The sequence below is a fragment of the Desulfovibrio sp. SGI.230 genome (assembly GCF_050313065.1).
In the GTDB taxonomy this organism is placed as follows: Bacteria; Desulfobacterota; Desulfovibrionia; order Desulfovibrionales; family Desulfovibrionaceae; genus Desulfovibrio.
This window is the reverse complement of record NZ_JBNPKS010000011.1, coordinates 1-25121: the sequence shown is the minus strand read 5'-3', so window position 1 is coordinate 25121 and position 25121 is coordinate 1. Positions and strand designations below refer to the sequence as shown.

Genomic DNA, 25121 nt, shown 5'->3' with positions numbered 1-25121 from the left:
CCGCCTGCCGGATGCCGGACGGTCTGCCCCGGGCGGCCGCGGCCTCCAGGAACAGGCCGGGCGTACCTGCGCCGTCTGCCTTCCATGCCCTGCCGGGGGAAGCAAAAGGAAGTTCCATGACCACGACCATCAAGACTCTCAAACGCCTGTTTGGCCTGGAGCCGCGCATCAGCCGCGAGCAGGCCATGGCCGCTTTTGGCCGTCGCTACGCCTCCTTCAACGAGCTGCTCCAGTCCAATGCGGACCTGGCCGCCATCCTGGCCAAGCTGGACGCGGCCCAGCGCGGCGACAAGCATCTGGAGACCCATCAGGTACGGCGCATCGCCCGCAAGGCGGTCTTCCACTGCGAACGCATGGCGGCCTGCCTCAACGACATGTCGCGCAACCGCTACAAGGATCTGGAAAAAAGCGTGGCTGCCATCGGGCGGCACATCGAGAACGAGCTGGAGAAGCATACCCGCGGCGACGTCAATGCGCTCATCCTGCCCCTGACGGAAGTGGACGCCAGCATGGGCTACAGCGTGGGCGGCAAGAACGCCAACCTGGGCGAACTGAGCAACATGCTGGACATGCCCGTTCCCCCCGGCTTCGCGGTCACCATCCAGGCCAGCAGCCTGGCCCTGCTGCGTCCCAGCGGCCTGTTCAAGAAGATCCATTCCACCTTGTGCAAGGTGGACGCCGACGTGCCCCACAGCCTGCAGGACGCTGCCCGTACCGTGCAGAACCTGATCCTGGAAGCCCCTCTGCCCGAAGAAGTGGAAAAAGCCCTGCTCGACGGCTGGGACGAAGCTTTCGGCAAGGACAGCCAGGTACAGGCCGCCCTGCGCTCCAGTGCCGTGGACGAGGACGGGGTGCAGTCCTTTGCCGGCCAGTACCTGAGCATCCTCGGCGTCACGCGCGAGAGCCTGCTCACGGCCTTCAAGCGCGTGCTGGCCAGTCTGTTCTCGCCCCGTGCCCTGGCCTACCGCGCCCGCAACGGCTATCCGCTGGACGCCACCAGCATGGGCATGTGCTGTCTCAAGATGGTGCAGGCCAAGGCGGCCGGCGTGGCCTTCTCCCGGCATCCCGTGGACCTGCGCTCCAACTGCGTCATGATCCAGGGCACCTGGGGCCTGGGCGAGATGGTGGTGGACGGCACGGCCACCCCGGACAACTGGCTGGTCTCGCGCGCCAACCTGCGCATCCAGCAGGAGACCATCGCCCACAAGGAGGTCCGCCTCGTGCTGGCTCCCGGACGCCACGGCGTGGAGAGCAAGGAAGAGGACGTGCCCGAAAGCCTGCGCAACGTGCCCAGCCTGTCGCATGAGCAGGCGCAGCAGCTGGCCTCCATGGCGCTGGAACTGGAACGCCACTACCAGTACCCGCAGGACGTGGAATGGGCCGTGGACGAAGACGACCAGATCATCCTGCTCCAGACCCGGCCCATGGGTCTGGACGCCTCGGTCAGCGAAGTGACGGCCCCGGCGCTCTCGCACCTGCGTCCCCTGCTCAGCGGCGGCGAAGTGGCGGCCAAGGGCGTGGGCTGCGGCCCCGTCATCCATGTGCATCCTTCGCATGACCTCACCCACTTCCCCGAAGGCGCGGTCATGCTCCTGCAGCACACCTCGCCCGACGCCATGGTGGCCATGCAGCGGGCCTCGGCCATCATCGCCGAGACGGGCAGCCTTACCGGTCACATGGCGTCTGTCTGCCGTGAATTCGGCATGCCCACGGTCATCAACCTGCCCGGTGCCACCAGTTTGCTGGAAGAAGGCGAGGTCGTCACCGTGGATGCCATCGGCGGGCGCGTGTTCAAGGGCGAGATCCCCGAGCTGCTGGCCCTGCGCCTGCAACCCCGCCGTCCCGCCGCGGATACCCCGGCCCTGATCCTGCTGCGCCGCATCGCCAGCTACATCATGCCCCTGCATCTGGTGGACCCGCATTCGGAGCTCTTCAGCCCGGCCAACTGCACCTCGCTGCACGACGTCATGCGTTATGCCCATGAAAAAAGCTACAGCGAGATGTTCCTCATATCCGACAGCGTCACCGAGGGCAGCATGGGCGCGGCCAGCCAGCTGGTCTGTCCGGTGCCGCTGGACCTGTACGTCATCGACCTCGGCGGCGGCCTCAAGAATCCCGAGTCCCGCCGCGTCACGCCCGAGGACGTCATCAGCGAGCCCTTTGCCGAAGTGCTGTCCGGCATGCTCAATCCTGCCGTCCAGGCCCGTGGGCCCCGCCCCATCAACATGCGCGGCTTCCTGTCCGTCATGAGCCAGAACATGAGCGGCGGCAACCAGCAGGGCGGCCAGCGTTTCGGCGACCGCAGCTACGCCATCGTCTCGGACCGTTACGTGAACTTCTCCTCGCGCGTGGGCTACCACTACGCCATCCTGGACAGCTGGTGCGGCGAGACCCTGAGCAAGAACTACATCCGCTTCGAATTCGCCGGCGGTGCGGCCGGCAGCGTGCAGCGCGAACGGCGCGTGCGCTGCATCGGGGTCATCCTGACGGAGCTGGGCTTTACTGTAGAAATAGTAGGCGACCGTATCCGCGCCCGCTACCAGAAGTACCCCCGGCTGGATGTCCTCTCGCGCCTGGACCAGCTGGGCCGCCTGCTCATCATGACCCGCCAGATGGACATGCTCATGACCTCCGATGCGGCCGTGCACGGCTATGCCATGAAATTCCTCAACGGCGAATATCACTGATCCCCGGCGGAGGATCGTATTCTGTCACGGAAGCCCCTCCCCTGCGGAGGGGCTTTCCTGTTCCTCTCTTTCGGCAGAGTAGCCACTTTTTTGTGCGGATCGGGTTGCGGACGCAACCAAATAGCCTTAGATTGTCTCGTCTCCCTCTCCCTTTTCAGCAAGGCGGTCTCCCATGCTCCCTACGCTGCCCGAAAACGAAAAAAAACAGACCCTCTTCAGTCGCGACTTCATCCTGCTTTTCTGCATGGCCATGTGCAACAACAGCTATATGGCCGTCTTCTACTGTTTCGAACAATGGCTGGAAGGCTTGCAGGTCAGCCCCAACTGGCGCGGCATCCTGCTCTCGGCCCTGTTCGCCATGGTCCTGCTCTGGCGGCCCCTGGCCAGCATCGTGCTGCTCTCGCGCAGCAAGCTGCCTGCCCTGCTGGTCACCATCTGCCTTTCCAGCTGCATCATGCTGGCCTATCCCTTCATCCACGGGCCCGACAGCATCTGGCTGATCCTGGGCCTGCGCATCGCCCAGGGCATCTCGCTGGCGGTCTACTCCAGCTGTGTGGTGGCCGTGCTGGTCAGTTGCATCCCCAAGGGCCAGAGCGCCCGGGGCTTCGCCATCTTCTCCCTGACCACCCTGCTGCCCTATTCCATCATCCCGGCCGTAGGCGAACAGATCCTGCCCCTGCTGGGCGGTGAGCCCCGTTTGTTCGCCCTCATGGCCGTGCTGGCCATCCCCGCACTGTGCATGCTCGTGCCCCTGGCCCCCAAGCTGCGCAAGCCCGAGATCTCCGCCGATACGGCCAAGAACCAGATGACGCCGCGCGCCATCCTCTATTCCATGACCCACTCCGGCCTGGGCTGCATCTATCTGGCCTGCCTTTCCTTCAGCATCATGACGGCCCTGGCCATCTACTTCATGAAGGGCCTGTGCGTGACCACCGGCGCCACCCCGGCCATGTTCTTCATGGGCTACACCACCACCATCATCCTGGTGCGTCTGTTCGGCGGCCATGTGCTGGATACCCTGCCCCGCTACCGTATCGTGCCCCTCTGCGCCGTGGCCCTGGCCATCAGCATGACCGGTCTGGCCTGGGGCCCCCTCTGGGCCTTCCTGCCCCTGACAATCCTGTACGGCATCGGCCTGGGCCTGCTCTATCCTTTGCTGGCGGCCACCATCTACGACCGCTCCACGGACGCCACGCGCTCCATCAACTCCAACGTGATGATGCTCACCTTCGATGCCAGCGGCATGCTGGGCCCCCTGCTGGGCGGCGCCGTGATCCATGCCGGTTTCGGCTACCGGGGCGTCTTCATGGCGGCGGCCTTCATGGTGCTGTGCAGCGGCGGCTTCATGGTCCTCGACCGCCTGCGTCTGGCCCTTTGGGACCGCAGGGAACAGCGGAAGCACTGATCCCCCGCCGCCCCGCCTGCCTGCCGGAAGGGAGGCTTGCCAGTGCGTTTTCCCGCCAAAACGCAGAAAACCACCCGGTAGAACGGGTGGTTTTCTATTTTGCCTTTAAAAAAGGAAGGGAGGCCAGTCCCCGGCGGGCCGTCCGGGATGGAGCACGGGCTTGCCCTGCGCCGCAGGGCAGGCTCTGTCCCGCTTGCACCTCGCGGGCGCCGCTGCCTTCCAGACCGGAACCGACGCCGTCCGAAGCGCCTAGCTTCCCAGCGCCTGGGCCTCCTTGCCCAGGATGACGAACAGCTGGCGCAGGTTCTCCACGGCCACCACGCGCGGGCTGCCCCCGGCATCGCTCACCCGTGCACGCACGGCATAGCTGTTGCCGTTGCCGTGGTCACGCAGCACGAAGGGCACGATCCAGTCCTTGCCCTGCCGCACGGGCGTGCTCACATTGCGGATCTCCTTGCGGCCCATGGACACGGACTCGAACAGGGGTGCCACCCAGCCTTCCGTCCGGTAGTCCTGCACGCTCTTTCCGGCAAAAGCCCCGGAAGCGATGCCATTGTGCACGAAGGCCCGGGCTTCGGAGACCAGCAGCTTGCGCACGCCCAGGCCGTTGTCCTCGGCCATGGCGGCCCCGGAGAACATCAGGGCCAGCATGGGCGGCAGCAAGGAAGAGTTCTCCGGCTTGGCGGCCTCCTTCATAAACAGGTCCACGGCCTCATTGAGGATGGCATCCATATCCACGAGCTGCTCGAAGCAGGCCGCATCCGCATTGTCCACGGCCCCGCCCGCCTCCACCACGCAGGCCCGGGCCGCATCGGACGAAAGGGCGCGGGCCCCGGCAGGCCAAAGGCACAGGCAGCACAAAAGCAGCGCACAGCACAGGATGCTGCCGCGGCAAAACATGTCATTGATGACTACAGCGCGCATGGCACGCCTCCTTGCGGGCACGGGCCCGCCGTTAGAACCGGGACATCCCGACGGACCGGGAGGGGCCGCCAAGGCTCCCTTGCCCGGCGTGTGAAAAAGGGGAGCCGCCCGAAGGCACTCCCCCTCTTTGCCTTGAAATGTGAGAATCGTGAAACTGCCGGGACTCCGGCCGGATCCAGCCTGCCGCGAAAGGACATCCTTCCCGCATGGCCGTATGACCGGGGACGACTGCCATACCGCCCAGCCTCCGCCCTTCCCGTTCCTGCTTGCGGGAACGGGCCGGACGTCGTCTCCCTAACGGGACGGGGCCGGTGCGGGCAGCACGGGACCGCCGGCTGAAGCGCCTCCCGTTGCCGGGGGCTGGGCCGCAGGCATGGGCACGGACGCGGGCGCCGCAGGTGTTTGCGGGGCCGCGAGGGCCGGAGGCGTGACCGTCCCGCCGACGGCAGGCCCCTGCGCGGGCAGGGCCGCCGGAGCAGTCCCTTGCGGAGCGACCGCCGGTGCCGCTACCGGAACAGCCGGGGCAACAGGCGCGCTCCCGCCGGCCGCAGCCGGAAGTGCAGGAGCTGCCGCCGGACGGGGCCGGGCCTGCTTGGGGCCGGGCCGCAGGGGAACATCATTGACGGCAGGGGCCGCAGGCTGTTCCGCAGCCGCCTTGCCGCTGGCGATCCGGGTGCAACGGCCCGCCATGTCACGCAACGCGGCGGAACCGGCGCGGACGGTGGCCAGGGCCTTGCTGTCCTGCTGCAGGCGGCGGCCCACCCACTGGGCCACGAACAGCAGGCTGTCGTCATCCAGGGCGGCACCGGCATGACGGCGGATGTCGCCCACCAGAGCATGCTGGGCCGCCGTGCGGGCATCCATGGCCTGACGGTAACGGCCCGTGATGTCGTCCACCCGCAGCTGCGCCGTGGCGATGGCGGCGGCATCGTTGCGCTGCCGGGCCTCGTCCAGCTCGAACACCGTGCCGGCCATGCGGCCGTAGATGTCCAGCGATTCCTGCAACAGGCGCTCGCTCTCGGCCAGCCGTGCGCTCAGGTCCGGTACGGCGGCCACGCCGTCCAGGGCAGCGGCCCAAGCATTCAGACGCCCGGCAAGGGCCATGTGCAGCTGCCGCTTTTGCAGGTCGCTCCAGTTGCGTTCCGTGCACTGGCGGTCAAGGCTGTCCAGGAAGCGGTCGGCATAGATGGTGTACAGGCTGCGCAGCATGTCGGGATGGAAGGCATAGCGCAGCACCGCGGCACGGCTGCCGCCGGCCAGGCCCGTCAGCTTGACGCCATAGCGCTGGTTGAGGGACGGCAGGCTCAGATCGAGACCGCTGCCCTGGAAGCGCTCCAGCACATGTCCGGCAAGGTCATCCACGAAAGCGGGCTGCACACGGCTGTCCGCAGGATACTGGCGCTTTTGGGCTTCCTGCCCTGCGGGGACGGGCGCGACGGCCCCGGGCGACACGAAGTCCGTCCTGACCAGAGCACTGACCGTCCCCTGCACCGTGGGACCGGCCAGCGTGCCCGGCTCCGTGGCGGGCGTGGCCACCGACGGCGGGGGCGGGGGAGGCGTCTCGCGCAGCAGGTTCATGAGGGGCGCCAGGGCCGTGCCTTCCAGCTTCGCATCCAGCCAGGTCACGGCGTCCTTGCGCCAGGCATCGCGGGTGGCATCGTCACGGGTCAGCCACACGGCGGCCCCGGCCACCAGCAAAAGGGCCAGCAGGGCCAGACAGCCCAGCTTGTGTCCGCCGCGTGACGTCCTGGGGGCGGGCAGGTCATCCAGCCGTCCGCCGGACGGGGACGCGGAGGCGGGGGTAGCGAACCGGCTTTGCACCGGTGCCTTGGTTTCCAGTTTCATGCAGGACCTCCGGGCGGCGGGAAGGCACGCCCATAAAAACTCGCTGCCGACGGTACGGCAGGCTGTGGGCATGCTAGCATCCCGGCACACGGCTGTGAAGGCATTTTGCGCTGCCCTCCCCGCCGCTGCCCGGCGGACCCGATGCGCCTTGGGCCCCTGCATGGCCCGAAGTTTTTGTTCCTGGAGAATGCGCTCCAGCCGCCCCGGGGGACAGCCTGAAACAAAAATCGTGCCAACTACCTGTTTTTCCGAAAAAACCCCCTCTTCCCCGGCGGGCATGGACGCCCCGGCAGCCGCACCGGCAGCGGAAAAAAAGCATTCCCCTCTGTTGACGCCCCCCTTTCGCCATGCTAATCACGAACCCCTACTAACAATGGGCAGCCGGACGCCAAAGGCACGGCTGCCGCTTTCACCTTTTAACCGGAATAGCCGCAGAGGGAGCGGATACTATGCCGAATTACGTTTACTTTCTTCTTGCCGTAGCCGGCCTCATCGTGGGCTACATCATCTACGGTTCCATCGTCGCCAAAATCTTCGGTGCGGACGAAAACCGCCCCACCCCCGCCAAGACCATGGCCGACGGCGTCGACTACGTCGAAATGCCCATGTGGAAGGTCTGGCTCATCCAGCTGCTGAACATCGCCGGTGTGGGCCCCGTCTTCGGCCCCATCCTGGGCGCCCTGTACGGCCCCAGCGCCCTGCTGTGGATCGTTATCGGCACCATCTTCGCCGGTGCCGTGCATGACTACTTCTCCGGCATGCTCTCCGTGCGTTACAAGGGCGCCAACGTGCCCACCATCGTGGGTTACAACCTGGGCAACGTGGCCAAGCAGGTGATGCGCGTGTTCGCCGTCATCCTCCTGCTGCTCGTGGGCGTGGTCTTCGTGGCCGCTCCCGCCGGCCTGCTGGCCAAGCTGACCCCCGACTACATGGACCAGATGTTCTGGGTCGCCGTCATCTTCGCCTACTACTTCCTGGCCACCATCCTGCCCATCGACAAGATCATCGGCCGCCTCTACCCCCTGTTCGGCGCCGTGCTGATCATCATGGCCGTGGGCATGACCGTGACCATGTTCACCAACGGTTGCGAATTCTACAACTGGGCCTCCTTCCCCAATAACCATCCCCAGCAGCTGCCCATCTTCCCGCTGGTGTTCATCACCATCGCCTGCGGCGCCCTGTCCGGCTTCCACGCCACCCAGTCGCCCCTGATGTCCCGCTGCCTGTCCAATGAAAAGCAGGGCAAGGCCGTGTTCTACGGCGGCATGGTGGCCGAAGGCTTCATCGGCCTCGTGTGGGCCACCGTGGGCATGACCTTCTACACCAGCCCCGAAGCCCTGGCCGCTGCCGGCGGTCCCGCCAACGTGGTCAACGAGACCGCCCGCGCCCTCATGGGCCCCGTCGGCGGCGTGCTGGCCATCCTGGGCGTGGTGGCCCTGCCCGTCACCTCCGGTGACACGGCCTTCCGTGCCGCCCGCCTGACCATCGCCGAAATGTTCAACTTCAAGCAGTCCGCCATCCCGGCCCGTCTGGCCATCGCCATCCCGATCTTCGCCATCGGCGTGGTGCTGAACTTCGTGGACTTCAACGTGATCTGGCGCTACTTCGGCTTCGCCAACCAGGCCCTGGCCGCCATCATGCTCTGGGCCTCCGGCGCCTACCTGTACCGCAAGCATCGTCTGCACTGGATCTGCACCGTGCCCGCCACCTTCATGACGGCCGTGTGTATCTCCTACATCTGCTATGAGCCCAAGATGGGCTTTGGCATGGGCATCGAGATCGCCGACATCATCGGCGTGATCGTGGCCGTCGTCAGCCTGGTCGCCTTCCTGGCTCTGGGCCGCAAGCCCATCGCCGGTGCTCCCAGCATCGACGAAGTGTAGCGCTCACCGCTCCACAGCCACGCACAAGGGCAGGGATCTTCCCTGCCCTTTTTTCGTGCCGACGGTACGGCGTACCCGGCCTGACCGCCCGGCATTGCGCCGTGCCCTGAGGCAGCGTATAACCCTGCTGTCCGGCCGCTTGTGTCCTACGGCCGTCAGACCGCCATCACAGAACAGGAGATATCCATGCGCACCCCCAACATCCTGACCATTGCCGGTTCCGATTCCGGCGGCGGTGCCGGCATCCAGGCCGACCTCAAGACCATCATGGCCCTGGACGGCTACGGCATGAGCGTCATCACGGCCCTGACCGCCCAGAACGGCCTGGGCGTCACCGGCATCCACGCGCCCGAGCCCGAATTCGTCGTGCTGCAGCTGCGCGCCGTGCTGGACGGTTTTCCCGTGCACGCCGCCAAGACCGGCATGCTGTTCTCGGCCGGCATCATCAACGCCCTGGCCGACGCCCTGCGCGACCGCAGCTTCCCGCTGGTGGTGGACCCTGTTTCCGTGAGCCAGAGCGGCAGCCGCCTGCTGCGTGAGGATGCCGTGGAGGCCCTCAAGGAACGCATGATCCCCGGCTGCGACCTGCTGACCCCCAACCGCCCCGAAGCCGAGATGCTCACCGGCATGACCATCAGCTGCAGCGATGACGCCGCTGCCGCCGGTGAGGCGCTCATCAGGATGGGCGCCAAGGCCGTGCTCATCAAGGGCGGTCATATGGAAAGCTCCATCGTGGTCACGGACTGCCTCTGCCAGGCCGGACAGGCGCCCAAGTTCCTGCCCCAGCCCAAGGTGGAGACCAACAACAACCACGGCACCGGCTGCACCCTGTCGGCCGCCATCGCCACCGGCCTTGGCCACGGCCTGCCCCTGCAGGTGGCCGTGACCCGCGCCCAGGAATTCCTCAACCTTGCCCTGCGCAAGAGCTACGCGCCCGGCAAGGGCTGCGGGCCCGTCAACCACGCCGCCCGCCGCTAGGCATCACTGCACGACTGATCGGAGAAAAGGGCTGGGAAAGGGACTGCTTGTGTATGACACAAGAAGGCTCCTTTCCCCCGGCCCTTGTCCTCCCCGGATGCGCCCTGCCCCTCAGCGCCACGGTGAGAGCCCGGCAGCCAATAGCCTCCCCCCCGGTAAGGGATGGAAAAGCGCCCACCCCGGCATCAAGCCCAAGACTTGCGGATGCCGGTCCCTCCCCTGCGGGAAAAGGCTTCCGGGCAGGTCCCTGACCGTCACCAGCCGGGCTGCGGCCCCGCCGCCTTTCTTTCCACATCAACCCCAGAGCCTCCATGCCGGACATTTCTTCCATCATGCGTCTCAGGCTGTTGCTGGCCTATGACGGCAGCCGTTACTGCGGCTGGCAGATCCAGGACATCCCCACCCCGCCGCCCACCGTGCAGGGCGCCGTGGAAGCCGCCGTGGGCCGCATCGCCGGGCGGCCCGTGCGCGTGTTCGGCTCCGGTCGCACCGATGCGGGCGTCCATGCCCACGGTCAGGTGGCCCATTGCGATGTGCCCCGCCGCCCCGGCCTGGACTGGCGCCACGCCCTCAATGCCCTGCTGCCTGCGGACGTGCGCGTCCTGCACTGGCAGGAGGCCACCCCCGACTTCCATGCCCGTATCAGCGCCCTGCGCAAGACCTATGTGTATGATTTCTGGCAGGAGAAAGGCTTCGTCCCGCCCCGGCTGGCACCCTTCGTCTGGCGCAGCGGTCCCCTGGACGCCGGGGCCATGCGCGCGGCCCTGCCCTTTTTGCTGGGCAGCCACGATTTTGCCAGCCTCCAGAACGCCGGCACCGAGATGGAAAGCACCGTGCGGGAGCTCCAGGCCGCCACACTGACGGAGCTGCCACCCGTGGAGTTCATGCCGCCCTACCTGCCCTGCCTGCGCCTGACCGTCACGGCCAACGGTTTTTTGAAGCAGATGGTCCGCAACATGGCCGGACTGCTGGCCGCCTGCGGCCGTCACAAGCTGCGCCCCGACCAGATCCCCGCCATCCTCGAGGCCGCCGACCGCCGCGCCCTGCCCAGCCCCACGGCCCCGCCGCAGGGCCTGGCCCTGGCCCATGTGGAGTACCCGGACTAAGGCCTGCCTACATCCCCGAAAATAGAAAGACCACCCGCCGGCGGGTGGTCTTTTGTTTTGTCCTGCCGCTCCCGGCAGGCTGGCAGGCGAATGCCCTGCCCTTTTCCTTTCCGGGAAAGAGCTTCCTTATTTTCCACTATCTGGAATGATATGCTGGTATCCTGAAAACGGCATCATGCCGTTCTTCATGCCCGACGGTCCCGATAGCGGGCAGCGGCCGTTCCCCGGAGACCGGCCGCCCCTTTGCCTGCCACGTTTCCCGCAGCCTGTCTCCATCGCTCTACGCCGGTAAGGGCCGGAGCCTCCGCACCAGCAAAAAAGGACGCCCCGCAGTAGCAGAGCGTCCTTCTGTAGCCATCCTCCCGGCAGGGGGATGTCCTTGGGGTCATCGTCAGTATCTACCGGGATGCGGCATCCCGCCTGTTATGGGCTTCCACGAACGCATTATAGGCTTCCTGGGCTTCCTGCAGCACCAGATTGAGCTGGCGGCGCGTCGCATTGCTGAACGCATCCTCCTGTCCCTGGGCCACGGTGCGGGGGAAGAGATCGGCCTTGTCCAGAAAAGCCTGCCAGAGACGCCGCTCTTCTTCCGTCATGCCCCGGGTGTGGCTACGGGCCACGGCCAGGGCCTCTTCCATCTCCTTGCGCCAGCCCGCCACGGCCACGGTGTCGGGATTGCCCTCACGCAGCAGGATGCCGCCCAGCAGGAAGCGGCTGAACAGGAAGCGGGCCGAGCTGATGGCTTCTTTCAGCGGATTGCCCTGAAGCAGCACGTCCTCGGCCTGGCGGCTGCGGTCACGCACCAGCACCAGCAGGGCATCACGGGCCCTGGAAAACTCGGTATGCGCGTCCTGCAGGCGACGCAGCAGCTTCTTGCCCTGCGCGCCGTCGTCCACGATGCTGTCGTCCAGGGCGTACTTGCGGAACGCCGTGCCCAGCTTTTCCATGCTGGTCAGCGTCCGCCGCATGGTGGCCATCAGATCCCGCAAACGGGCGGCATCGGCCTCGCCCCACACGGATCTTTCCACAGCGGGCCTGTCGTCCAGCTCCGCAGGGCGCTGCGGCTCCTTGGCCAGCAGCCAGGTACGCATATAGTCCTCGGCCTGCCGCAGCAGATGACCGGCATGGATGCCCGCCACATCGGCCCAGCGCCAGACGGCATTACCGGCATCCAGCACCCTGGCGGCCGCGGCCGCTTCCTCTGCCGGGGCCGGAGCCTCCGGCGCCTGCAGACCGGCGGCGGCCTTCGCCACCACGGCGGACGCGGTCTCCTTGTCCAGCGCCGCTTTGGGGGCGCTCTCTTCCTGACAGGCACACAGGCCGAAAGCCAGTGCCATGAGGCACACCAGCCACAGAAAACGAACGGGACGCCGCATCATTCCACATGCTCCGCGATCCAGGCATCGAGCCCGGTCAGATCAGGCCCCCAGGGGAAATCCCCGCCCCTGAGATCAGGCCCGGTGCCGTAGAACAGGGTGCCCACCTCTTCGGCGGCATTGCGGTCCGTGGAGGCGTCGCCCACCATGAGCACCTCGTCAGGCAGGACGCAGGCCTTGTCCACGATCATGGCCAGCAGCTTGGCCTTGGACGGCGGCGAGCCGTAGATGCCCGTAAAGCAGCTGTCCAGGCCGCGTTCCTTGAGGATGAAGTTCAGTTCTTCGTGCGGTGCGCCGGAGCAGACATAGAGCGGCAGTTTGCCCTGCCAGTGTTCCAGCACCCGGGCGATGCCGGGGATGAGCTCGCAGCGGCGCACTTCGTCCAGGGCATACTCGGCAAAGCGCCTGCCCCACTCCTCGGACTCGGCGGGCGTGATCTCCCTGTCCAGGATCTCGCGGAAGAACCATTCGAATTTTTTGTAACGGCTCACGCCGCCGTGCACGGTATGGTACATGACGAAGCGGTCGCGGGCCTCCTCGCCGTAGGGCTCGGCCAGACGGGCAAAGGCGCGCGTCTTGACCGGCACGCTGTCGAGGATCACGCCGTCACAGTCGAAAACAAGACATTTCAGGGCCATGCAGACTCCTTGTTCGCGCCGCCGGGGACGACGCCGTACAGGAAGGATACGGGGACAGGCCCGCGCCCCGCCGCCAAAGCGGCCGAGCCTTGCGGGCCGGAGCCGGCAGGCGGCACACACCGCCTGCCGGTCAGGAAAAATACCGGGGATGCGGGGACGCCGGGCATTCCCGCCCGGGGCTACGACCGCTCCGGGCATCCGCTGCGGTCGCGGTGACCGATGGGACGTGCCGGGACACCGCCCACGATGGTAAAGGGAGCCACATCACGGGTGACCACGGCGCCCGCGCCCACCACAGCGCCCCGGCCGATATGCACGTCGGGCGTGATGACGCAGTTGGCCCCGATCCAGACATCGTCCCCGATGACGATCTCGCCCGGATGGTGCCCCTGTTGCAGGATGGGCACATCATGCCGGGAAAAACAGTGGTTGGCGGCCCGCAGCACCGTGCCGGGGCCCACGGCCACATGCCTGCCCATGACGATGCGCCCGCCGTCGGCCGCCACATGGGCATAGGGCGAGATGGACACGCGGTCGCCCAGGACAAGTTCGCCGTCCCCGGCCGTGATGATGCAGCCCCTACCCAGACGGACGGCATCGCCCAGCCGCATGTGGCGACAGCCCACGAAGCTCAGGCCCGTGCCGAAGCGTACCGAACCGCAGCCGGCAAAGAGCCAGCGCCAGGCCAGCCAGCGCAGGGCCAGGCCCAGCGGCGTGGGTATCCAGGCGAAACAGGCTATCCAGAGCTCTTCCCAGGCAGCCCGGAGGCGGGACGGCAGACCCATCTACTTCGCGTACTCCCGCATGAGGGCATCCCCTTCCATGAGCCGCGTCACGCGGGCCAGGTCTTCAGGGGTATCCACGCTCCAGGTGCGGGCATCGGTGGGCACCATGCGGACTTTTTCCCCATGTTCGAGGATGCGCATCATGTCCACGGACTCGCAGATCTCCAGCGGGCTTTCCTCCATCTCGTTGAAGCGGATCAGGTAGTCACGGCGGAAGGGGATGATGCAGACCTGCTTGCGCATGGGCACCTTGTCGGCCCCCTTTTTGCGGGAGGGGATGGGCTCGCGCGAGAAATAGAGGGCATCGTTGTTGCGGTCCACCACGACCTTCACCTCGTTGGGGTCCTCGAACTCTTCCAGGGTGTCCATGTCGGCCATGAGGTTGACCACATTGATGGTAGGATCCTTGAGCATGGGTTCCACAGCGGCGTCGATCATGCCGGGCAGCACCATGGGCTCGTCCCCCTGCACCATGACCACGATGTCCGCCTTCCGGCCCGTGGCCGCCTCGATCTTGAGCAGGGCCTCGGCCGTGCGGGTGGAACAGCGCACATGATGGTCGCCGGTCATGACGCACGCAAGGCCCGCCTCCTTGCAGTAATCTTCGATGACCGTGTCACAGGTGGCCACATAGGTGGCGGAAAGGCAGCGGCTCATGGCCGTGCGGAAGGCCACATGGCCCACCATGGGCACACCGTGGATCAGGGCCAGAGGTTTGCCGGGAAAACGGCTGGAGCCCATGCGGGCGGGGATGATGGCGATGATGTTCATAACTTCTCCCTGGGCAGGGACTGCCCGGCAAGGGGATGACGGGAAGACGGGCGCGGCCCCCGGCGGACGTTTCATGACCGGGACGGGCCTGGCGCCGCATGGGAAAAGCCCGGAACCGGGCACACGCCGGTGGCACCGGCAGGCAGGCCGCCGGGAAACGTGCGGCCTCAGTCGTCGGTGGATACCAGATAGCCGCCCTGGCTCTGCAATTCCGGGTGGATCTGGCGGTGTTCCTCTTCCATGACGCGCAGGATGCCCTGCCCCAGGTCGACGGTCAGCGGCGGCACCAGCTTGCGGCCCATCCGGGGCATGAAGGCATAGGGCGTCACCTGATAATGCCCGCTGTTGGGGTCGTTCTGGTATCTGATCTCCAGCTCCTTGCCCAGCATCTCGCCGATCATCCTGAACAGATCGGCCACGCGCATGGGCTGGTTGCCGGAGATGATGATGTTCTGGTTGGCGAACTCCGGCCCCAGGACATGGAGGGTGGCGGAGGAGGCATCGTCCACGTGCACGTACTCGCGCAGGGCCGTGGGCGTCCCGTAATAGGTGATGCTGCCCGTGGTCAGGGCCTCGTGCACGAAGCGGTGGATGGCATTGCGCATGTCGGCACGGGGGCCGTACAGGGAACCGTAGCGCAGGATGGTATACGGCAGGCCGTACATGGCCTGGTAATTCTCAATATAGATCTCGCAGGCCTGCTTGCTGCACCGGTAGAAGCCGCCGGACTTGCCGTAGACATAGAGCGAGCTGGCAAAGATGTAGCGCCCGGTACCGGCCCGGCGGCAGGCCTCCAGGACCATGACGTTGCCCACCACGTTGAGGCGGGCCGTATCCACGGGGCGCTCGTTGGCTTCGCCGATGTCGGCGATGCCCGCGTAGTTGAAGACCACCTCGGCCCCTTCCACGGCGGCCTGCACGCAGTCCTCGTCCAGGATGCTGCCCACCACCATCTTCTGGTCGTCACGCAGCCAGGGAGATGGACGCACGTCCACGATGGTCACGTCGTGCCCGGCATCGGAGAGCTTGTCACAGATATGCGATCCCAAAAAACCGGAACCGCCGAAAACAGTCACCTTCACGGCCTTCCTCCCGATGCCCTGCCCTACGCTCCGGCGGGCCGTGCGGCCGCCTGCCAGAGGAAGACCGAATCGATGCCGTAGGCGATGAAGCGGCAGCCCGCCGCCACCTGACGGCGCAACTCCCCGGGGTCGGGCTGCACCACATGCAGGCCCATGCGGGCATGATGCCGCCGGCAGGCCTCATGGATGCGGGCCATGACGGCCTTGAAATCAGGATGGTCGAACTGCCCCGTCAGGCCCATGGAGCCGGAAAGGTCATAGGGGCCCACCATGATGGCGTCCAGACGCGGCTGGGAAAGGATGGCGTCCAGCTCTTCCACGGCGCGGATGTGCTCGATCTGGGCCACCAGGAAGATCCGGGGCGCCGTGTCCCGCATGTAGGCATCGAAATCCCTGCCGAAGGCATTGGCCCGGCAAAAGCCCACGCCGCGGTTCTCGCGCAGGGGCTCTCCGTCCCGACGGCCGTCGTCGTGGCCGGGATACGTGGCCCAGCTGATGGCCTGGTCCAGCTGTTCCCGGCTCTCTATCATGGGAAAGATCAGGCCCTGTGCGCCCGCCTCCAGCGCGGCCTTGATGGCGGTCTTGGAAGCGATGGGCAAACGGGCAAAGGGCGCAGCCCCGCCGCACTGGATGGCACGGAAGATGTCGGGCAGGCCGGTGCGGCCGAAGGAACCGTGCTCCATGTCCACCGCCACCCAGTCATAGCCGGCACGGGCCATCAGCTCCGCCACATCGGCGGAAGGCAGCTGCAGCCAGGTGCCGATGGTGGGTTCATCCTTTGCCAGTTTGGCGCGAATATCATGAATATCCATAGGAAACGGCTTGCCGCCGCCGGGCTTGGGTTATGCCGAAAGGCCCGGTCAGCATAGCGCGAGGCAGCACGGGGCGCAAGCAGGCCCCGAAGAAGGGAACGGCAGACGGATGGCATAAAAAAACCCGCCCGGAACCGGGCGGGGGAGCGCCGGGCCATGAGGAGGAAGGGCCACGGCTGCGTGGTGCGCTCTAGAAGTATGCGTCGCCAGAGGTGAAAAATGCGGCACGGAGTCTGGCGGGCCGTGCCGCACTGGAGAAAATACTGTTTGACCAAACAAACAGCCACGCACGAAACGAGATTACGCAGAGCCTGCTCTGCCGTCAAGTGTTTGCTCCAAAATTCACGAAGATTTTTCTCCATGGATCTTGGAATGGGGCCATCCGTTGGGCTGGTTATTTTTTATGAAATTTTTTATGAAAAATCCATCTTTTTTTTGAGGAAAAAACAAATTCAAAAATGGCAAGGCAATACGCTGGATTTGCATATTTTTTTGCCAAAATTCCCCGAATTTCCTGCAGGGGGCCCGAATTTATTTTTTCGCCAAACTTTTGTTGCTGTCGCAACTAGCACGGAAAATGGCCGCTGTACAGGAAAATATGGCAGGCCCCGCCATCATGTTATTTTTTTCACAACATATGTCATCCTCCAACGGATGACAAGTCCCCTGCCCTGACCTATACTGCCCATGCTGCGCTCCGTATCCGGGAGCGCCTGCTCCGAACACAACCATTCCTGTCATAAAGGAGTCATCCCATGAAAGAGATCAGAGCTGCCGCGCGCGAGCGCATGAAGGGTCACTGCCGCGTCTGCCCCGTTTGCGATGGCAAGGCCTGCTCCGGTGAAGTGCCCGGCATGGGCGGCCTGGGCACCGGTGCCAGCTTCCGCAACAACCGCGAAGCCCTCAATGCCTGCAAACTCAACATGACGGCCCTGCACGACGCCCGCGAGCCCCGCACCAACTGCACCATCCTGGGCATCGACCTGAGCTTCCCCGTCATGGCGGCCCCCATCGGCGGCGTCTCTTTCAACATGAGCGATGCCATGAGCGAAGACGACTACATCTTCGCCATCCTGGAAGGCAGCCGCGCCGCCGGTGTCATCGGCTGTACCGGTGACGGCGTGCCGCCCTTCATCATCGACGCCGCCGTCAAGGCCCTGAAGGCCTGCAACGGCCACGGCATCCCCTTCATCAAGCCCTGGGAAGGCAAGGAACTGTTCGAAAAGATCGACCGCGTGCTGGCCGACGGCAGCCCCATCCTGGGCGTGGACGTGGACGCCGCCGGTCTCATCACCCTGCGCAAGATGGGCCGCCCGGTCATGCCCATGTCCGTGACGGAACTGGAGACTGTGGTGCGCTATGTGCATGACATGGGCCGCAAGTTCATCGTCAAGGGCATCATGACCCCCGACGACGCCCATCGCGCCATCGACGCCGGCTGCGACGCCATCGTGGTCTCCAACCACGGCGGCCGCGTGCTGGACCACTGCCCCGGCACCGCCACCGTGCTGCCCGCCATCGCCGATGCCGTGCGCGGCAAGATCACCATCCTGGCCGACGGCGCCGTGCGTGACGGCGTGGACGTGCTCAAGATGCTGGCCCTGGGCGCCGACGCCGTGCTGGTGGGCCGCCCGCTCTGCATCGCGGCCATCGGCGGCGGTGTGGAAGGCGTGACCAAGTACTGGCAGCAGATGCAGGGCCAGCTGGTGCAGGCCATGCTGCTCACCGGCTGCGCTTCCCTGGCCGACGTGCGCGAGCACATCATCTATCGCGGCTAGTTTTTCCGGCGAACCTGCGGGGAGGGGCGGCAGCCCCTCCCTTCTTTCTTTTGCCCCGGCGGGCACCGGCACCGGCGGCCTCCCCTGCCTGCCCCTGCGGCAGGTTCTTTTTTTCAAAGGACATCATCATGCAGTTTTCCGTGGATACCGACCGCTGTGTCTCCTGCGGCCTGTGCCTTTCCGACTGTCTGCCCCGCGCGCTGGGCATGGACGAGGAAGGCCACCCCTACATCAAGGACGAACGCCTGTGCATGCACTGCCACCACTGCCTGGCCCTCTGCCCCACGGGCGCCATCAGCGTGGACGGACACAACCCTGACGCCTCCCGTCGCATCCTCAATGCCTGGCCCCAGCCCGAACAGCTGGAGAACCTCATCAAGGGCCGCCGCTCCGTGCGCCAGTACCGGCCGGAAAACGTGGACCCGGCCCTGCTGCAGCAGGTGCTGGACGTGAGCGCCCACGCCCCCACCGGCGTCAATGCCCGCAAGCTCTGGGTGGGCGTCATGGACGACATGGACCGCATGCAGGCCTTCCGTGAGGACGTCTATGCCCGCCTGGCGGACAAGGCCCTCCACAATGCCCTGCCCCAGTGCCGCCGCACGGCTTTCTTCGCCGCGGCACCGCGCCTGTGGAAGGAACAGGGCATCGACGGCATCTTCCGCGGCGCGCCCCACTTCGTTCTGGTGGGCAATGCCAAGGACGCTCCCTGCCAGGAGCAGGATCCGCTCATCTATCTTTCGTACATGGAGCTCTACGCCCAGAGCCTGGGGCTGGGCACCACCTGGTGCGGCCTGCTCTACTGGTGTCTGCAGCTCATGCTGCCCGAACTCCTGCCCGAACTGGGCCTGCCCGAGACCCACAGCTTCCAGTACGCCATGCTGCTGGGCGAGCCTGCCATCCGCTACGCGCGTACGGTGGAATACGGTCCGGCCACGGTGCACCGCATCCAGTGGAAGTAACGCTTTTTTTCATCCCGCCGGGGCGGAGGGGATGCCTCTCCGCCCGGTGATGACGGACGGCGGCATGCGGGCCTTCCCGCATGGCCGCCTTTTTTTGCGCCTTGCCGCCGGTCTGTCGGCGCCGGGCCCCCCGGCGGCGTTGACCTGGGCACGGCTTTCCTGCACCATCTTGACAGGAAGGCCTTTCAGGAATATTTTGCCAAATGACCAAATAAAGGGACAACATGCAGCACAACAAGGAATTCATCGAGGCACAGGCCCGGATCTTCAAAGCCCTGGGCCATCCCAGCCGTCTGCTGATGGTCGATGCCCTGCGCGACGGCGAAAAATGCGTCTGTGACCTGCAGGCCCTGGTGGGGGACGACATGTCCACCATTTCCAAGCATCTGGCTGTCCTGCGTGATGCCGGTGTGGTCACCCGGCGCAAGCAGGGCGTGAACATCTATTACAGCCTTGCCCTCTGCTGCCTGGACCAGTTCCTGGCCTGTACCGGCCAGCTGCTGGAAAAGCGCATCCTGAGCCAGATGGACATGCTGCGGAACAAATAGGCAGGCCCGCTGCGGCGGGATTTTTTTACCCTCAAATTTGGCAATTTTGCCAATAAGGAATATTTATGGACAAGAGCCCTTCCTCGCCGCGTCCTTTTTCCGCCCCGCGTTACGCCCTGACCCTGCTGGCCGTGCTGCTGGCCTGGACGGGCCTGTACGTATCCATCCAGCCGCTGGCCACCTGGCTGACCTTCGACCTGCTCTCCCTGACGCCCGGCGGGGCCCCGGGCCTGGCTCTGGAATTCTTCCTCTATGACAGCGCCAAGATCCTGCTCCTGCTGGTGCTGATGGTCTATTGCATCGGCTGGCTGCGGGCCGGGCTGCATGTGGAGCGGGTACGCGACTATCTTTCCGGCAAGGGCCGGGGCATCGGCTATCTGCTGGGGGCCACGTTCGGCGCCATCACGCCCTTCTGTTCCTGCTCCAGCATCCCGCTCTTCCTGGGCTTCACCATGGCCCGCATCCCGCTGGGCATCACCATGGCCTTCCTCATCACCTCGCCGCTCATCAACGAGATCGCCGTGGTCCTGCTCTGGGGCCTGCTGGGCTGGAAGTTCACCGTGGTCTATGTGGTCGTTGGCATGGCGGCCGGTATGCTGGGCGGCTGGCTGCTGGATCTGCTCCGCGCCGAACGCTGGTTGCAGCCCTTCCTGCGCGGCATGCTGGGGGTCTCCGGCCAGGCGGCGCGGGATGAACGCAACACCCGCCTGGGGCTGGAAGAGCGGCACCGTTTCGCCTGGGACGAGATGACCGGCATCTTCCGCCGCGTCTGGCGCTGGGTCATTATCGGCGTGGGTCTGGGGGCGCTCCTGCACGGCTTTGTGCCGCAGGACTGGTTTGCCGCCCATCTGGGCCAGGGGCAGTGGTGGTCCGTCCCGGTGGCCGTCCTGGTGGGCATCCCCCTGTACAGCAATGTCACGGGCGTGGTGCCTATCATGGAGAGCCTGCTGCTCAAGGGCCTGCCCGTGGGCACCACCCTGGCCTTCTGCATGAGCACGGTGGCCGCCAGCCTGCCCGAGATGCTCATGCTCAAGCAGGTCATGCGCTGGCAGCTGCTGGCCCTTTTCCTGGGCCTGTTGCTGGTCATCTTCACCCTGGTGGGCTGGCTGTTCAACAGCCTGCAGCTCACGCTGTTCTAGCGTAAAGCGGGCCCGTGCCTCATGCCGCACGGAGCTTTGCTCCGGCATCACAACGGTCACGGCAGGGGCAAAGCAGGGGGCGTACACGTCCTCCCCGCATCGTGGCGGAGGGCGGTCCCCCCCATCCAGCCCTGCCGCTTCCTCTCAATATCCTGCCAAAGGAGGCAGCATCATGATCATCAAAGTCCTCGGTCCCGGTTGCTCCAAATGTGTCGAAGCGTACGAGATCGTCAGCAAGGCGGTGGCCGCTTCCGGCAGCGACGCCACGGTGGAAAAAATCACCGACCTGCGGGAGATCATGGCCCTGGGCGTGCTGGCCACCCCTGCGGTGGTCATCGATGGCGGCATCATGTGCACGGGGCGCGTCCCCAGTGCGGAAGAAGTCCGGGGCTGGCTCGGCGCCTAGCCTTTCGGCGGTCACGCCATACCAAGGGAAATGACGGTCGCGCAGTACCGGCGATGTCTGGTCTGCGCGACCAGTGCTGCAACCATGCCAAGATACCGGGCCGAAGAGCGGATGCCTTTCCTGCCTTCAACCTGATCCCATGCCCGGCCCGCCTTTCTCTCCCTCCCATCCGGACAGATCCCCGTCCCACGCCTGGGGTCGGCAGTTACAAAAAGAAGACTTTCTTTCCCGCTCCACGGCCTTATGAAGCGCGCACGTCCCATGGTCAGCCCGGCCATACCTCCCCTTTCCTCCGTGACCATAGCTCCCTCTCTTCCATTATCCCGGGCAGGGACAGCCAATGCCGCAGCAGCATTGCTCCGGCAGGAAAAGCCGTCTATGCTGGCGGCAAACATCATGGGAGGTCATCCATGCCGAAACTGCGTCTTCTGCTTTGCTGTCTGGCCCTGCTCTTTCTGGCGGCCCCGGCCATGGCCGAAGAAGATGAGCTGGCCCCGGGCTTCGATCGCTGCATGGAACAGAGCGGCGGCGTCACCACAGAGATGCTGAGTTGTCTGCAGCAGGCCTACGAGTACTGGGACGCCCGGCTCAATACCAATTACAAAAAGGCCCGGCAGGCCTGCAAAAGCTCCAGTGATCCCAAGGCTTGCTCGGACAAGCTGCTCAAAGGCCAGCGGGCCTGGGTCCAGTACAAGGAAGCTTTCACCGATCTGGTGCAGCTGCCCAACGAAGGCGGCAGTATGGCCCGTCTGAATTCCATGAGCTTTTTGACCGGAGAGACCCGCAAACAAGCCCTGCTGCTGGGACAGATCGCCGGAGAATAGGCAGCCTCCGGGCCGTGAGGTCTGAAAAAATGCGTGTCTGTCCTGCCCAAGACCGGCACAGCCTGCGTCATAATCATGCCCTTGGAAGTCCGCTCCCTGCCCGATCCGGGCTGTCAGCGAACCTCCTGCGGGATGCGCCCCGCTCCCGGCCCCGCCGGGTCCCTTCCGCAACTCTATTGTCCTCTCCTGTGCCTTTTCCCAGGGCCTCTGCCTGCGCGGAGGCCTTTTTCATATCTCCAGTATAGGGGCTCTTTTTCCTGATGCTGCTGCTCCCCCGCTTTGTTTTCAGCACTCCCTCCCCCGCAACAGGGCGTGTCAGCCATCCAAAAAGCTTCCGCTGCCTCCGGTGCCATGCGGCATCCGCCTTGCCTGAAACAAAAAAATCCCCTGCCGCTCAAAAGCGACAGGGGACAAAGAGTCGAACCGCTTATGGCCCGTTAGACCATGCGGGAGATGATGTCCATGCGTTCACCGCGCAGCATGGCGATGGGCGGCACTTCGATGAGCGTATGGCAGCCGGCCTGCAGACGGGTCGTGGCGCGAGCGCAGGAGACCAGCACCTGAGCGGTCAGGGCCGGGTTGTTGATGCGCATGTCGAACTTGAGGATCTGGTTGTCGGTCATGCCGGAGGCACCGGTGCGCTCCATGAGCACGCCGTGGGACTGGTCGGCCACGAAAGCCAGTTCTTCGCGGTCACGGCACTGGCGCACGTCCAGCGGATCGTGGGCGAAGTAATCGTCGGCCTTGATGCGGGCCGTCACGTCAGCCAGATTTTCACCTTCTTCCAGCACCACATAGACCAGGCGCGAATGGCGACCGCCACCCACGGGGATGGTGATGGACACGGCATCGGCCACGCCCTTGATGGCGCGGGCAGCCACGGAATGGCCCATGGAACGGCCACGGCCGAAGTTGGTGAAGGTGGTGCCGCGGGGCACCATGGCTTCGAACAGGGCGCGCAGCACGGAGTCCGTGCCGGGGTCCCAGCCGGCGGCCGTGATGCTGACGCTGTTACCGGCCTTGGCGGCGGCATCCAGACGGGCCACGGTGGCGGGGATCTCGGTGTGGATGTCGAAGCTGTCTACACAATTGTAACCCTGCTTCAGAAAAGCTTCCGCCGTTTCCGGGATGCTGCGCGAAGGCCCGCACAGGGCGATGACGTCGGGGCGGCCCTGGGCAGCTTCCAGGCTGGCCAGATCGGCAAATTCAGGCAGGCCACGCAGGGCATGGCTCTGCGTGCCCAGGGATTCGGCACGGCGGATCACGCCGAGGCACTGGCAATCAGGGGCGGCAAGGGCCGCTTCCACCACACGGGTACCGATATTGCCGAGACTGTGGACGGCGAGAGTAAACTTTTTCATATGCATTCCTTTGGCAAAAAACCGGGAGCGGCCTCCTGGCCACTCGCAAGACATTCCTGACTTGGTCAGTAGGCCATTTTTTTAGATGTAAGTGCCGCCCGTCGTCAAGGGCATGCTGTCTCCCCGCTCTACAGGCAAAAAGAAAACATCCGGCTCCGAATGCCGCGAACCCCAGGCGCTTCTTTTGCCGATCCCCCTCTTTCCGCAAAGGCGGAAAACTTACCTCGCACATCGCGCAATATCTATTTCAACCTCCCGCAACCCTTGATTTTTCGAAAAGCAACCCAAAGTTGCCCGATTGCAACCGATAATGGGTTGCCTGCTGCGAGCAAGTATGATTAGGTAAAAATTCCCATTTGGGAATCAACCGACAGCACCGCTGTCCAACGCATCGAGGTATGTATGAAAAAACTTTGGCTCCTGCTGGCCTGCGCCCTGCTCCTGTCCACCACCTCCCTCGCGTCGGCTGCCTGCTCTCCTGAGGAAGCTCAGAAGAAAGCCAACGAATTCGCTGCCGCCGTCCAGAAAAAATCCCAGGCTGACCCCCAGGGCTACGCCAAGATCATGCAGGAACTGCAGCCCCAACTGCTGAAACTCCAGCAGGAACAGAATCTGGAAAATATGTGCAAGTTCTATGATGATGCGCTGGAAAAGCTGAAGTAGATCTTGCCTGCCGAAGAGGTGGCCTTGCGCCACCTCTTTTTTTCTCCTCTCCGCAATCTTTCCTATGAAAAACGCACGGATCCGACTTGGGCAGGAGATCCTGCGCCGACGCAAAGCCATGGGCATGACGCAGGAAGAACTGGCCTCCCGCATGGGTGTTTCGCGCCAATCCGTTGCCAAATGGGAAACAGGCCTGTCGTCCCCGGACATCGACCGGCTTGCCCTGCTGCGGGACGTGCTGCAGACGAGTCTTGATGAACTCATCGCTCCCGCAGGTCGGGAGCTCATTCCCGAACCTGTCCCTCCTGCGGAAGACAGCGTGCGCCCGGCACCAGCCGGGCCCGTGCGCAACCTCCGGCTCCTTCCCCTGATCCTGGGCACGCTGCTGTTCTGCTGCGGCCTGGGCGGGTTGGCGGCCCTGTGGGTACTCTCCCGCTTGCATCCTGTCCGTCTCGTGGACTGGGATGGCTCCTTGCATACAGGCCTGGAAGGCTATCTTATGGCGACCGGCCTCTGGCCTGCCCTGCTGCTGGCCTGCATCCTGCTTGGCTGCGGCAGCCTTACGCTGCTTTATCTGTGGGGCACGCGCAGAAAAAACAGCTGACCCCGACAGCGCTGTGCCAGCAGGGCTGTGCCTGTCCGTCATCCTGTGCGACGATGGCAACACACTGTGATGCATGCAGGAGTGCCAGCCTCATGCGCTCTCTGGTAGCGTCTTGAATGAAGGCTCCGCGAACCGCATGCCCCTGCACTCCCCCATGAGCAAAACCATCTGAAACGACAACGGTACGCCGATCTCCCAGCTGCACTCCCCAAAACACATGGCAGATCTGCGAGGCGTACAGCCCCTAAAAAAGGGCAGGGAATCCTCAGCACAGGCGCCCAGCGCTCACGGCTCACATAGCGGAAAGTCTGCACCAGTTGGCAAGGCTGCCCCGGGATAGCCTCTGTCATGCCCCAGCTATTCCTTTTCGCTCCTTTCCGCCAACGCCTTCTGCCCTCAAAAGGCACGGATTTCCATGCTGCCCGGGTACAGACTTTCGGGCACGGAAACCACTCCGGTCTTAGGCAGATTCTCCCATCCTCACACAGACCCAGCGGCAAAAGTTTTTGGAAGGGAGGGGCGCGGGGAGGGAGAACCTTTTTACAAA

23 protein-coding genes are annotated in these 25121 nt (G+C 65.0%); 14 read left to right on the top strand and 9 right to left on the bottom strand.

Features of this window, described 5'->3' with window-relative positions; genetic code table 11:
- Nucleotides 1–116 precede the first annotated feature (116 nt).
- The gene (locus ACQRAG_RS09100; protein WP_303955947.1) at nucleotides 117–2687 is read left to right on the top strand and encodes a PEP/pyruvate-binding domain-containing protein; all 2571 of its coding nucleotides are present in this window, start codon (nucleotides 117–119) and stop codon (nucleotides 2685–2687) included.
- Between the two features lie 172 nt (nucleotides 2688–2859).
- The gene (locus ACQRAG_RS09095; RefSeq protein ID WP_204625349.1) at nucleotides 2860–4092 is read left to right on the top strand and encodes an MFS transporter; all 1233 of its coding nucleotides are present in this window, start codon (nucleotides 2860–2862) and stop codon (nucleotides 4090–4092) included.
- A 249-nt stretch (nucleotides 4093–4341) separates the two neighbouring features.
- Here ACQRAG_RS09095 and ACQRAG_RS09090 read toward each other — a convergent pair whose 3' ends face one another.
- On the bottom strand, nucleotides 4342–5016 hold the full coding sequence (locus ACQRAG_RS09090) for a hypothetical protein (protein WP_303955948.1): 675 nt from the start codon (nucleotides 5014–5016) through the stop codon (nucleotides 4342–4344).
- A 294-nt stretch (nucleotides 5017–5310) separates the two neighbouring features.
- Complete coding sequence (locus ACQRAG_RS09085; protein WP_168935160.1) at nucleotides 5311–6861, bottom strand: hypothetical protein; 1551 nt, start codon at nucleotides 6859–6861, stop codon at nucleotides 5311–5313.
- Nucleotides 6862–7310: 449 nt separating this feature from the next.
- On the opposite strand from ACQRAG_RS09085, the gene ACQRAG_RS09080 reads away from it, so the two are divergent.
- From ACQRAG_RS09080 to truA, 3 genes are all read left to right on the top strand, one after another.
- A complete protein-coding gene (locus tag ACQRAG_RS09080; protein ID WP_168935161.1) occupies nucleotides 7311–8744 on the top strand; it encodes a carbon starvation CstA family protein in 1434 nt (477 codons plus the stop codon).
- Nucleotides 8745–8930: 186 nt separating this feature from the next.
- Nucleotides 8931–9722 (top strand): bifunctional hydroxymethylpyrimidine kinase/phosphomethylpyrimidine kinase, encoded by a 792-nt coding sequence (gene thiD, locus ACQRAG_RS09075; protein WP_289616205.1) that lies wholly within the window; start codon nucleotides 8931–8933, stop codon nucleotides 9720–9722.
- A 311-nt stretch (nucleotides 9723–10033) separates the two neighbouring features.
- Nucleotides 10034–10828, top strand: a complete 795-nt coding sequence (truA, locus tag ACQRAG_RS09070) for a tRNA pseudouridine(38-40) synthase TruA (protein ID WP_300645958.1) — start codon at nucleotides 10034–10036, stop codon at nucleotides 10826–10828.
- A gap of 398 nt (nucleotides 10829–11226) precedes the next feature.
- Here truA and ACQRAG_RS09065 read toward each other — a convergent pair whose 3' ends face one another.
- From ACQRAG_RS09065 to ACQRAG_RS09040, 6 genes are all read right to left on the bottom strand, one after another.
- Entirely contained in the window at nucleotides 11227–12165 is a 939-nt protein-coding gene (locus tag ACQRAG_RS09065; RefSeq protein ID WP_427804024.1) for a hypothetical protein, read from the bottom strand.
- Nucleotides 12166–12203: 38 nt separating this feature from the next.
- Nucleotides 12204–12842, bottom strand: a complete 639-nt coding sequence (locus tag ACQRAG_RS09060) for an HAD family hydrolase (protein WP_168935164.1) — start codon at nucleotides 12840–12842, stop codon at nucleotides 12204–12206.
- Between the two features lie 179 nt (nucleotides 12843–13021).
- A complete protein-coding gene (locus ACQRAG_RS09055; RefSeq protein ID WP_427804025.1) occupies nucleotides 13022–13627 on the bottom strand; it encodes an acyltransferase in 606 nt (201 codons plus the stop codon).
- Nucleotides 13628–14398 carry a 3-deoxy-manno-octulosonate cytidylyltransferase gene (locus tag ACQRAG_RS09050; RefSeq protein ID WP_204674623.1) on the bottom strand — a complete coding sequence of 257 codons (771 nt, stop codon included), beginning with the start codon at nucleotides 14396–14398 and terminating at the stop codon, nucleotides 13628–13630.
- A gap of 167 nt (nucleotides 14399–14565) precedes the next feature.
- Nucleotides 14566–15480, bottom strand: a complete 915-nt coding sequence (locus tag ACQRAG_RS09045) for an NAD-dependent epimerase/dehydratase family protein (RefSeq protein WP_006009051.1) — start codon at nucleotides 15478–15480, stop codon at nucleotides 14566–14568.
- 23 nt (nucleotides 15481–15503) lie between these two features.
- Entirely contained in the window at nucleotides 15504–16292 is a 789-nt protein-coding gene (locus ACQRAG_RS09040; protein ID WP_297158556.1) for an HpcH/HpaI aldolase family protein, read from the bottom strand.
- Nucleotides 16293–16652: 360 nt separating this feature from the next.
- On the opposite strand from ACQRAG_RS09040, the gene ACQRAG_RS09035 reads away from it, so the two are divergent.
- From ACQRAG_RS09035 to ACQRAG_RS09005, 7 genes are all read left to right on the top strand, one after another.
- Nucleotides 16653–16967 carry a hypothetical protein gene (locus ACQRAG_RS09035; RefSeq protein WP_304026412.1) on the top strand — a complete coding sequence of 105 codons (315 nt, stop codon included), beginning with the start codon at nucleotides 16653–16655 and terminating at the stop codon, nucleotides 16965–16967.
- A gap of 80 nt (nucleotides 16968–17047) precedes the next feature.
- Complete coding sequence (locus ACQRAG_RS09030; RefSeq protein WP_006009040.1) at nucleotides 17048–18070, top strand: alpha-hydroxy-acid oxidizing protein; 1023 nt, start codon at nucleotides 17048–17050, stop codon at nucleotides 18068–18070.
- A gap of 128 nt (nucleotides 18071–18198) precedes the next feature.
- Complete coding sequence (locus tag ACQRAG_RS09025) at nucleotides 18199–19029, top strand: nitroreductase family protein (RefSeq protein ID WP_204625339.1); 831 nt, start codon at nucleotides 18199–18201, stop codon at nucleotides 19027–19029.
- 224 nt (nucleotides 19030–19253) lie between these two features.
- Nucleotides 19254–19577 (top strand): ArsR/SmtB family transcription factor, encoded by a 324-nt coding sequence (locus tag ACQRAG_RS09020; protein WP_168935170.1) that lies wholly within the window; start codon nucleotides 19254–19256, stop codon nucleotides 19575–19577.
- A 65-nt stretch (nucleotides 19578–19642) separates the two neighbouring features.
- A complete protein-coding gene (locus ACQRAG_RS09015) occupies nucleotides 19643–20716 on the top strand; it encodes a permease (protein WP_204625338.1) in 1074 nt (357 codons plus the stop codon).
- 172 nt (nucleotides 20717–20888) lie between these two features.
- Nucleotides 20889–21122, top strand: coding sequence for a thioredoxin family protein (locus ACQRAG_RS09010; RefSeq protein WP_006009027.1), 234 nt, complete (start codon nucleotides 20889–20891; stop codon nucleotides 21120–21122).
- Between the two features lie 410 nt (nucleotides 21123–21532).
- Nucleotides 21533–21946 carry a lysozyme inhibitor LprI family protein gene (locus ACQRAG_RS09005; RefSeq protein WP_303934439.1) on the top strand — a complete coding sequence of 138 codons (414 nt, stop codon included), beginning with the start codon at nucleotides 21533–21535 and terminating at the stop codon, nucleotides 21944–21946.
- A gap of 437 nt (nucleotides 21947–22383) precedes the next feature.
- Here ACQRAG_RS09005 and ACQRAG_RS09000 read toward each other — a convergent pair whose 3' ends face one another.
- Nucleotides 22384–23307, bottom strand: coding sequence for a diaminopimelate dehydrogenase (locus ACQRAG_RS09000; RefSeq protein WP_168935173.1), 924 nt, complete (start codon nucleotides 23305–23307; stop codon nucleotides 22384–22386).
- A 402-nt stretch (nucleotides 23308–23709) separates the two neighbouring features.
- Here ACQRAG_RS09000 and ACQRAG_RS08995 point away from each other — a divergent pair, with 402 nt between their 5' ends.
- Together ACQRAG_RS08995 and ACQRAG_RS08990 are read left to right on the top strand one after the other, a co-directional pair.
- On the top strand, nucleotides 23710–23970 hold the full coding sequence (locus ACQRAG_RS08995; protein ID WP_204625335.1) for a BTB/POZ domain-containing protein KCTD2: 261 nt from the start codon (nucleotides 23710–23712) through the stop codon (nucleotides 23968–23970).
- 64 nt (nucleotides 23971–24034) lie between these two features.
- A complete protein-coding gene (locus ACQRAG_RS08990) occupies nucleotides 24035–24574 on the top strand; it encodes a helix-turn-helix domain-containing protein (RefSeq protein WP_427804026.1) in 540 nt (179 codons plus the stop codon).
- Nucleotides 24575–25121 lie beyond the last annotated feature (547 nt).

Coding starts and splice junctions, on each gene's coding strand:
- ACQRAG_RS09025 (WP_204625339.1), top strand. CDS start 18,199: ATGCAGTTTTCCGTGGATACCGACCGCTGTGTCTCCTGCGGCCTGTGC.
- ACQRAG_RS09085 (WP_168935160.1), bottom strand. CDS start 6,861: ATGAAACTGGAAACCAAGGCACCGGTGCAAAGCCGGTTCGCTACCCCC.
- ACQRAG_RS09080 (WP_168935161.1), top strand. CDS start 7,311: ATGCCGAATTACGTTTACTTTCTTCTTGCCGTAGCCGGCCTCATCGTG.
- ACQRAG_RS08995 (WP_204625335.1), top strand. CDS start 23,710: ATGAAAAAACTTTGGCTCCTGCTGGCCTGCGCCCTGCTCCTGTCCACC.
- ACQRAG_RS09015 (WP_204625338.1), top strand. CDS start 19,643: ATGGACAAGAGCCCTTCCTCGCCGCGTCCTTTTTCCGCCCCGCGTTAC.
- ACQRAG_RS09010 (WP_006009027.1), top strand. CDS start 20,889: ATGATCATCAAAGTCCTCGGTCCCGGTTGCTCCAAATGTGTCGAAGCG.
- thiD (WP_289616205.1), top strand. CDS start 8,931: ATGCGCACCCCCAACATCCTGACCATTGCCGGTTCCGATTCCGGCGGC.
- ACQRAG_RS09030 (WP_006009040.1), top strand. CDS start 17,048: ATGAAAGAGATCAGAGCTGCCGCGCGCGAGCGCATGAAGGGTCACTGC.
- ACQRAG_RS08990 (WP_427804026.1), top strand. CDS start 24,035: ATGAAAAACGCACGGATCCGACTTGGGCAGGAGATCCTGCGCCGACGC.
- ACQRAG_RS09100 (WP_303955947.1), top strand. CDS start 117: ATGACCACGACCATCAAGACTCTCAAACGCCTGTTTGGCCTGGAGCCG.
- ACQRAG_RS09055 (WP_427804025.1), bottom strand. CDS start 13,627: ATGGGTCTGCCGTCCCGCCTCCGGGCTGCCTGGGAAGAGCTCTGGATA.
- ACQRAG_RS09065 (WP_427804024.1), bottom strand. CDS start 12,165: ATGGCACTGGCTTTCGGCCTGTGTGCCTGTCAGGAAGAGAGCGCCCCC.
- ACQRAG_RS09035 (WP_304026412.1), top strand. CDS start 16,653: ATGGATCTTGGAATGGGGCCATCCGTTGGGCTGGTTATTTTTTATGAA.
- ACQRAG_RS09060 (WP_168935164.1), bottom strand. CDS start 12,842: ATGGCCCTGAAATGTCTTGTTTTCGACTGTGACGGCGTGATCCTCGAC.
- ACQRAG_RS09095 (WP_204625349.1), top strand. CDS start 2,860: ATGCTCCCTACGCTGCCCGAAAACGAAAAAAAACAGACCCTCTTCAGT.
- ACQRAG_RS09020 (WP_168935170.1), top strand. CDS start 19,254: ATGCAGCACAACAAGGAATTCATCGAGGCACAGGCCCGGATCTTCAAA.
- ACQRAG_RS09005 (WP_303934439.1), top strand. CDS start 21,533: ATGCCGAAACTGCGTCTTCTGCTTTGCTGTCTGGCCCTGCTCTTTCTG.
- ACQRAG_RS09090 (WP_303955948.1), bottom strand. CDS start 5,016: ATGCGCGCTGTAGTCATCAATGACATGTTTTGCCGCGGCAGCATCCTG.
- ACQRAG_RS09050 (WP_204674623.1), bottom strand. CDS start 14,398: ATGAACATCATCGCCATCATCCCCGCCCGCATGGGCTCCAGCCGTTTT.
- ACQRAG_RS09040 (WP_297158556.1), bottom strand. CDS start 16,292: ATGGATATTCATGATATTCGCGCCAAACTGGCAAAGGATGAACCCACC.
- ACQRAG_RS09000 (WP_168935173.1), bottom strand. CDS start 23,307: ATGAAAAAGTTTACTCTCGCCGTCCACAGTCTCGGCAATATCGGTACC.
- truA (WP_300645958.1), top strand. CDS start 10,034: ATGCCGGACATTTCTTCCATCATGCGTCTCAGGCTGTTGCTGGCCTAT.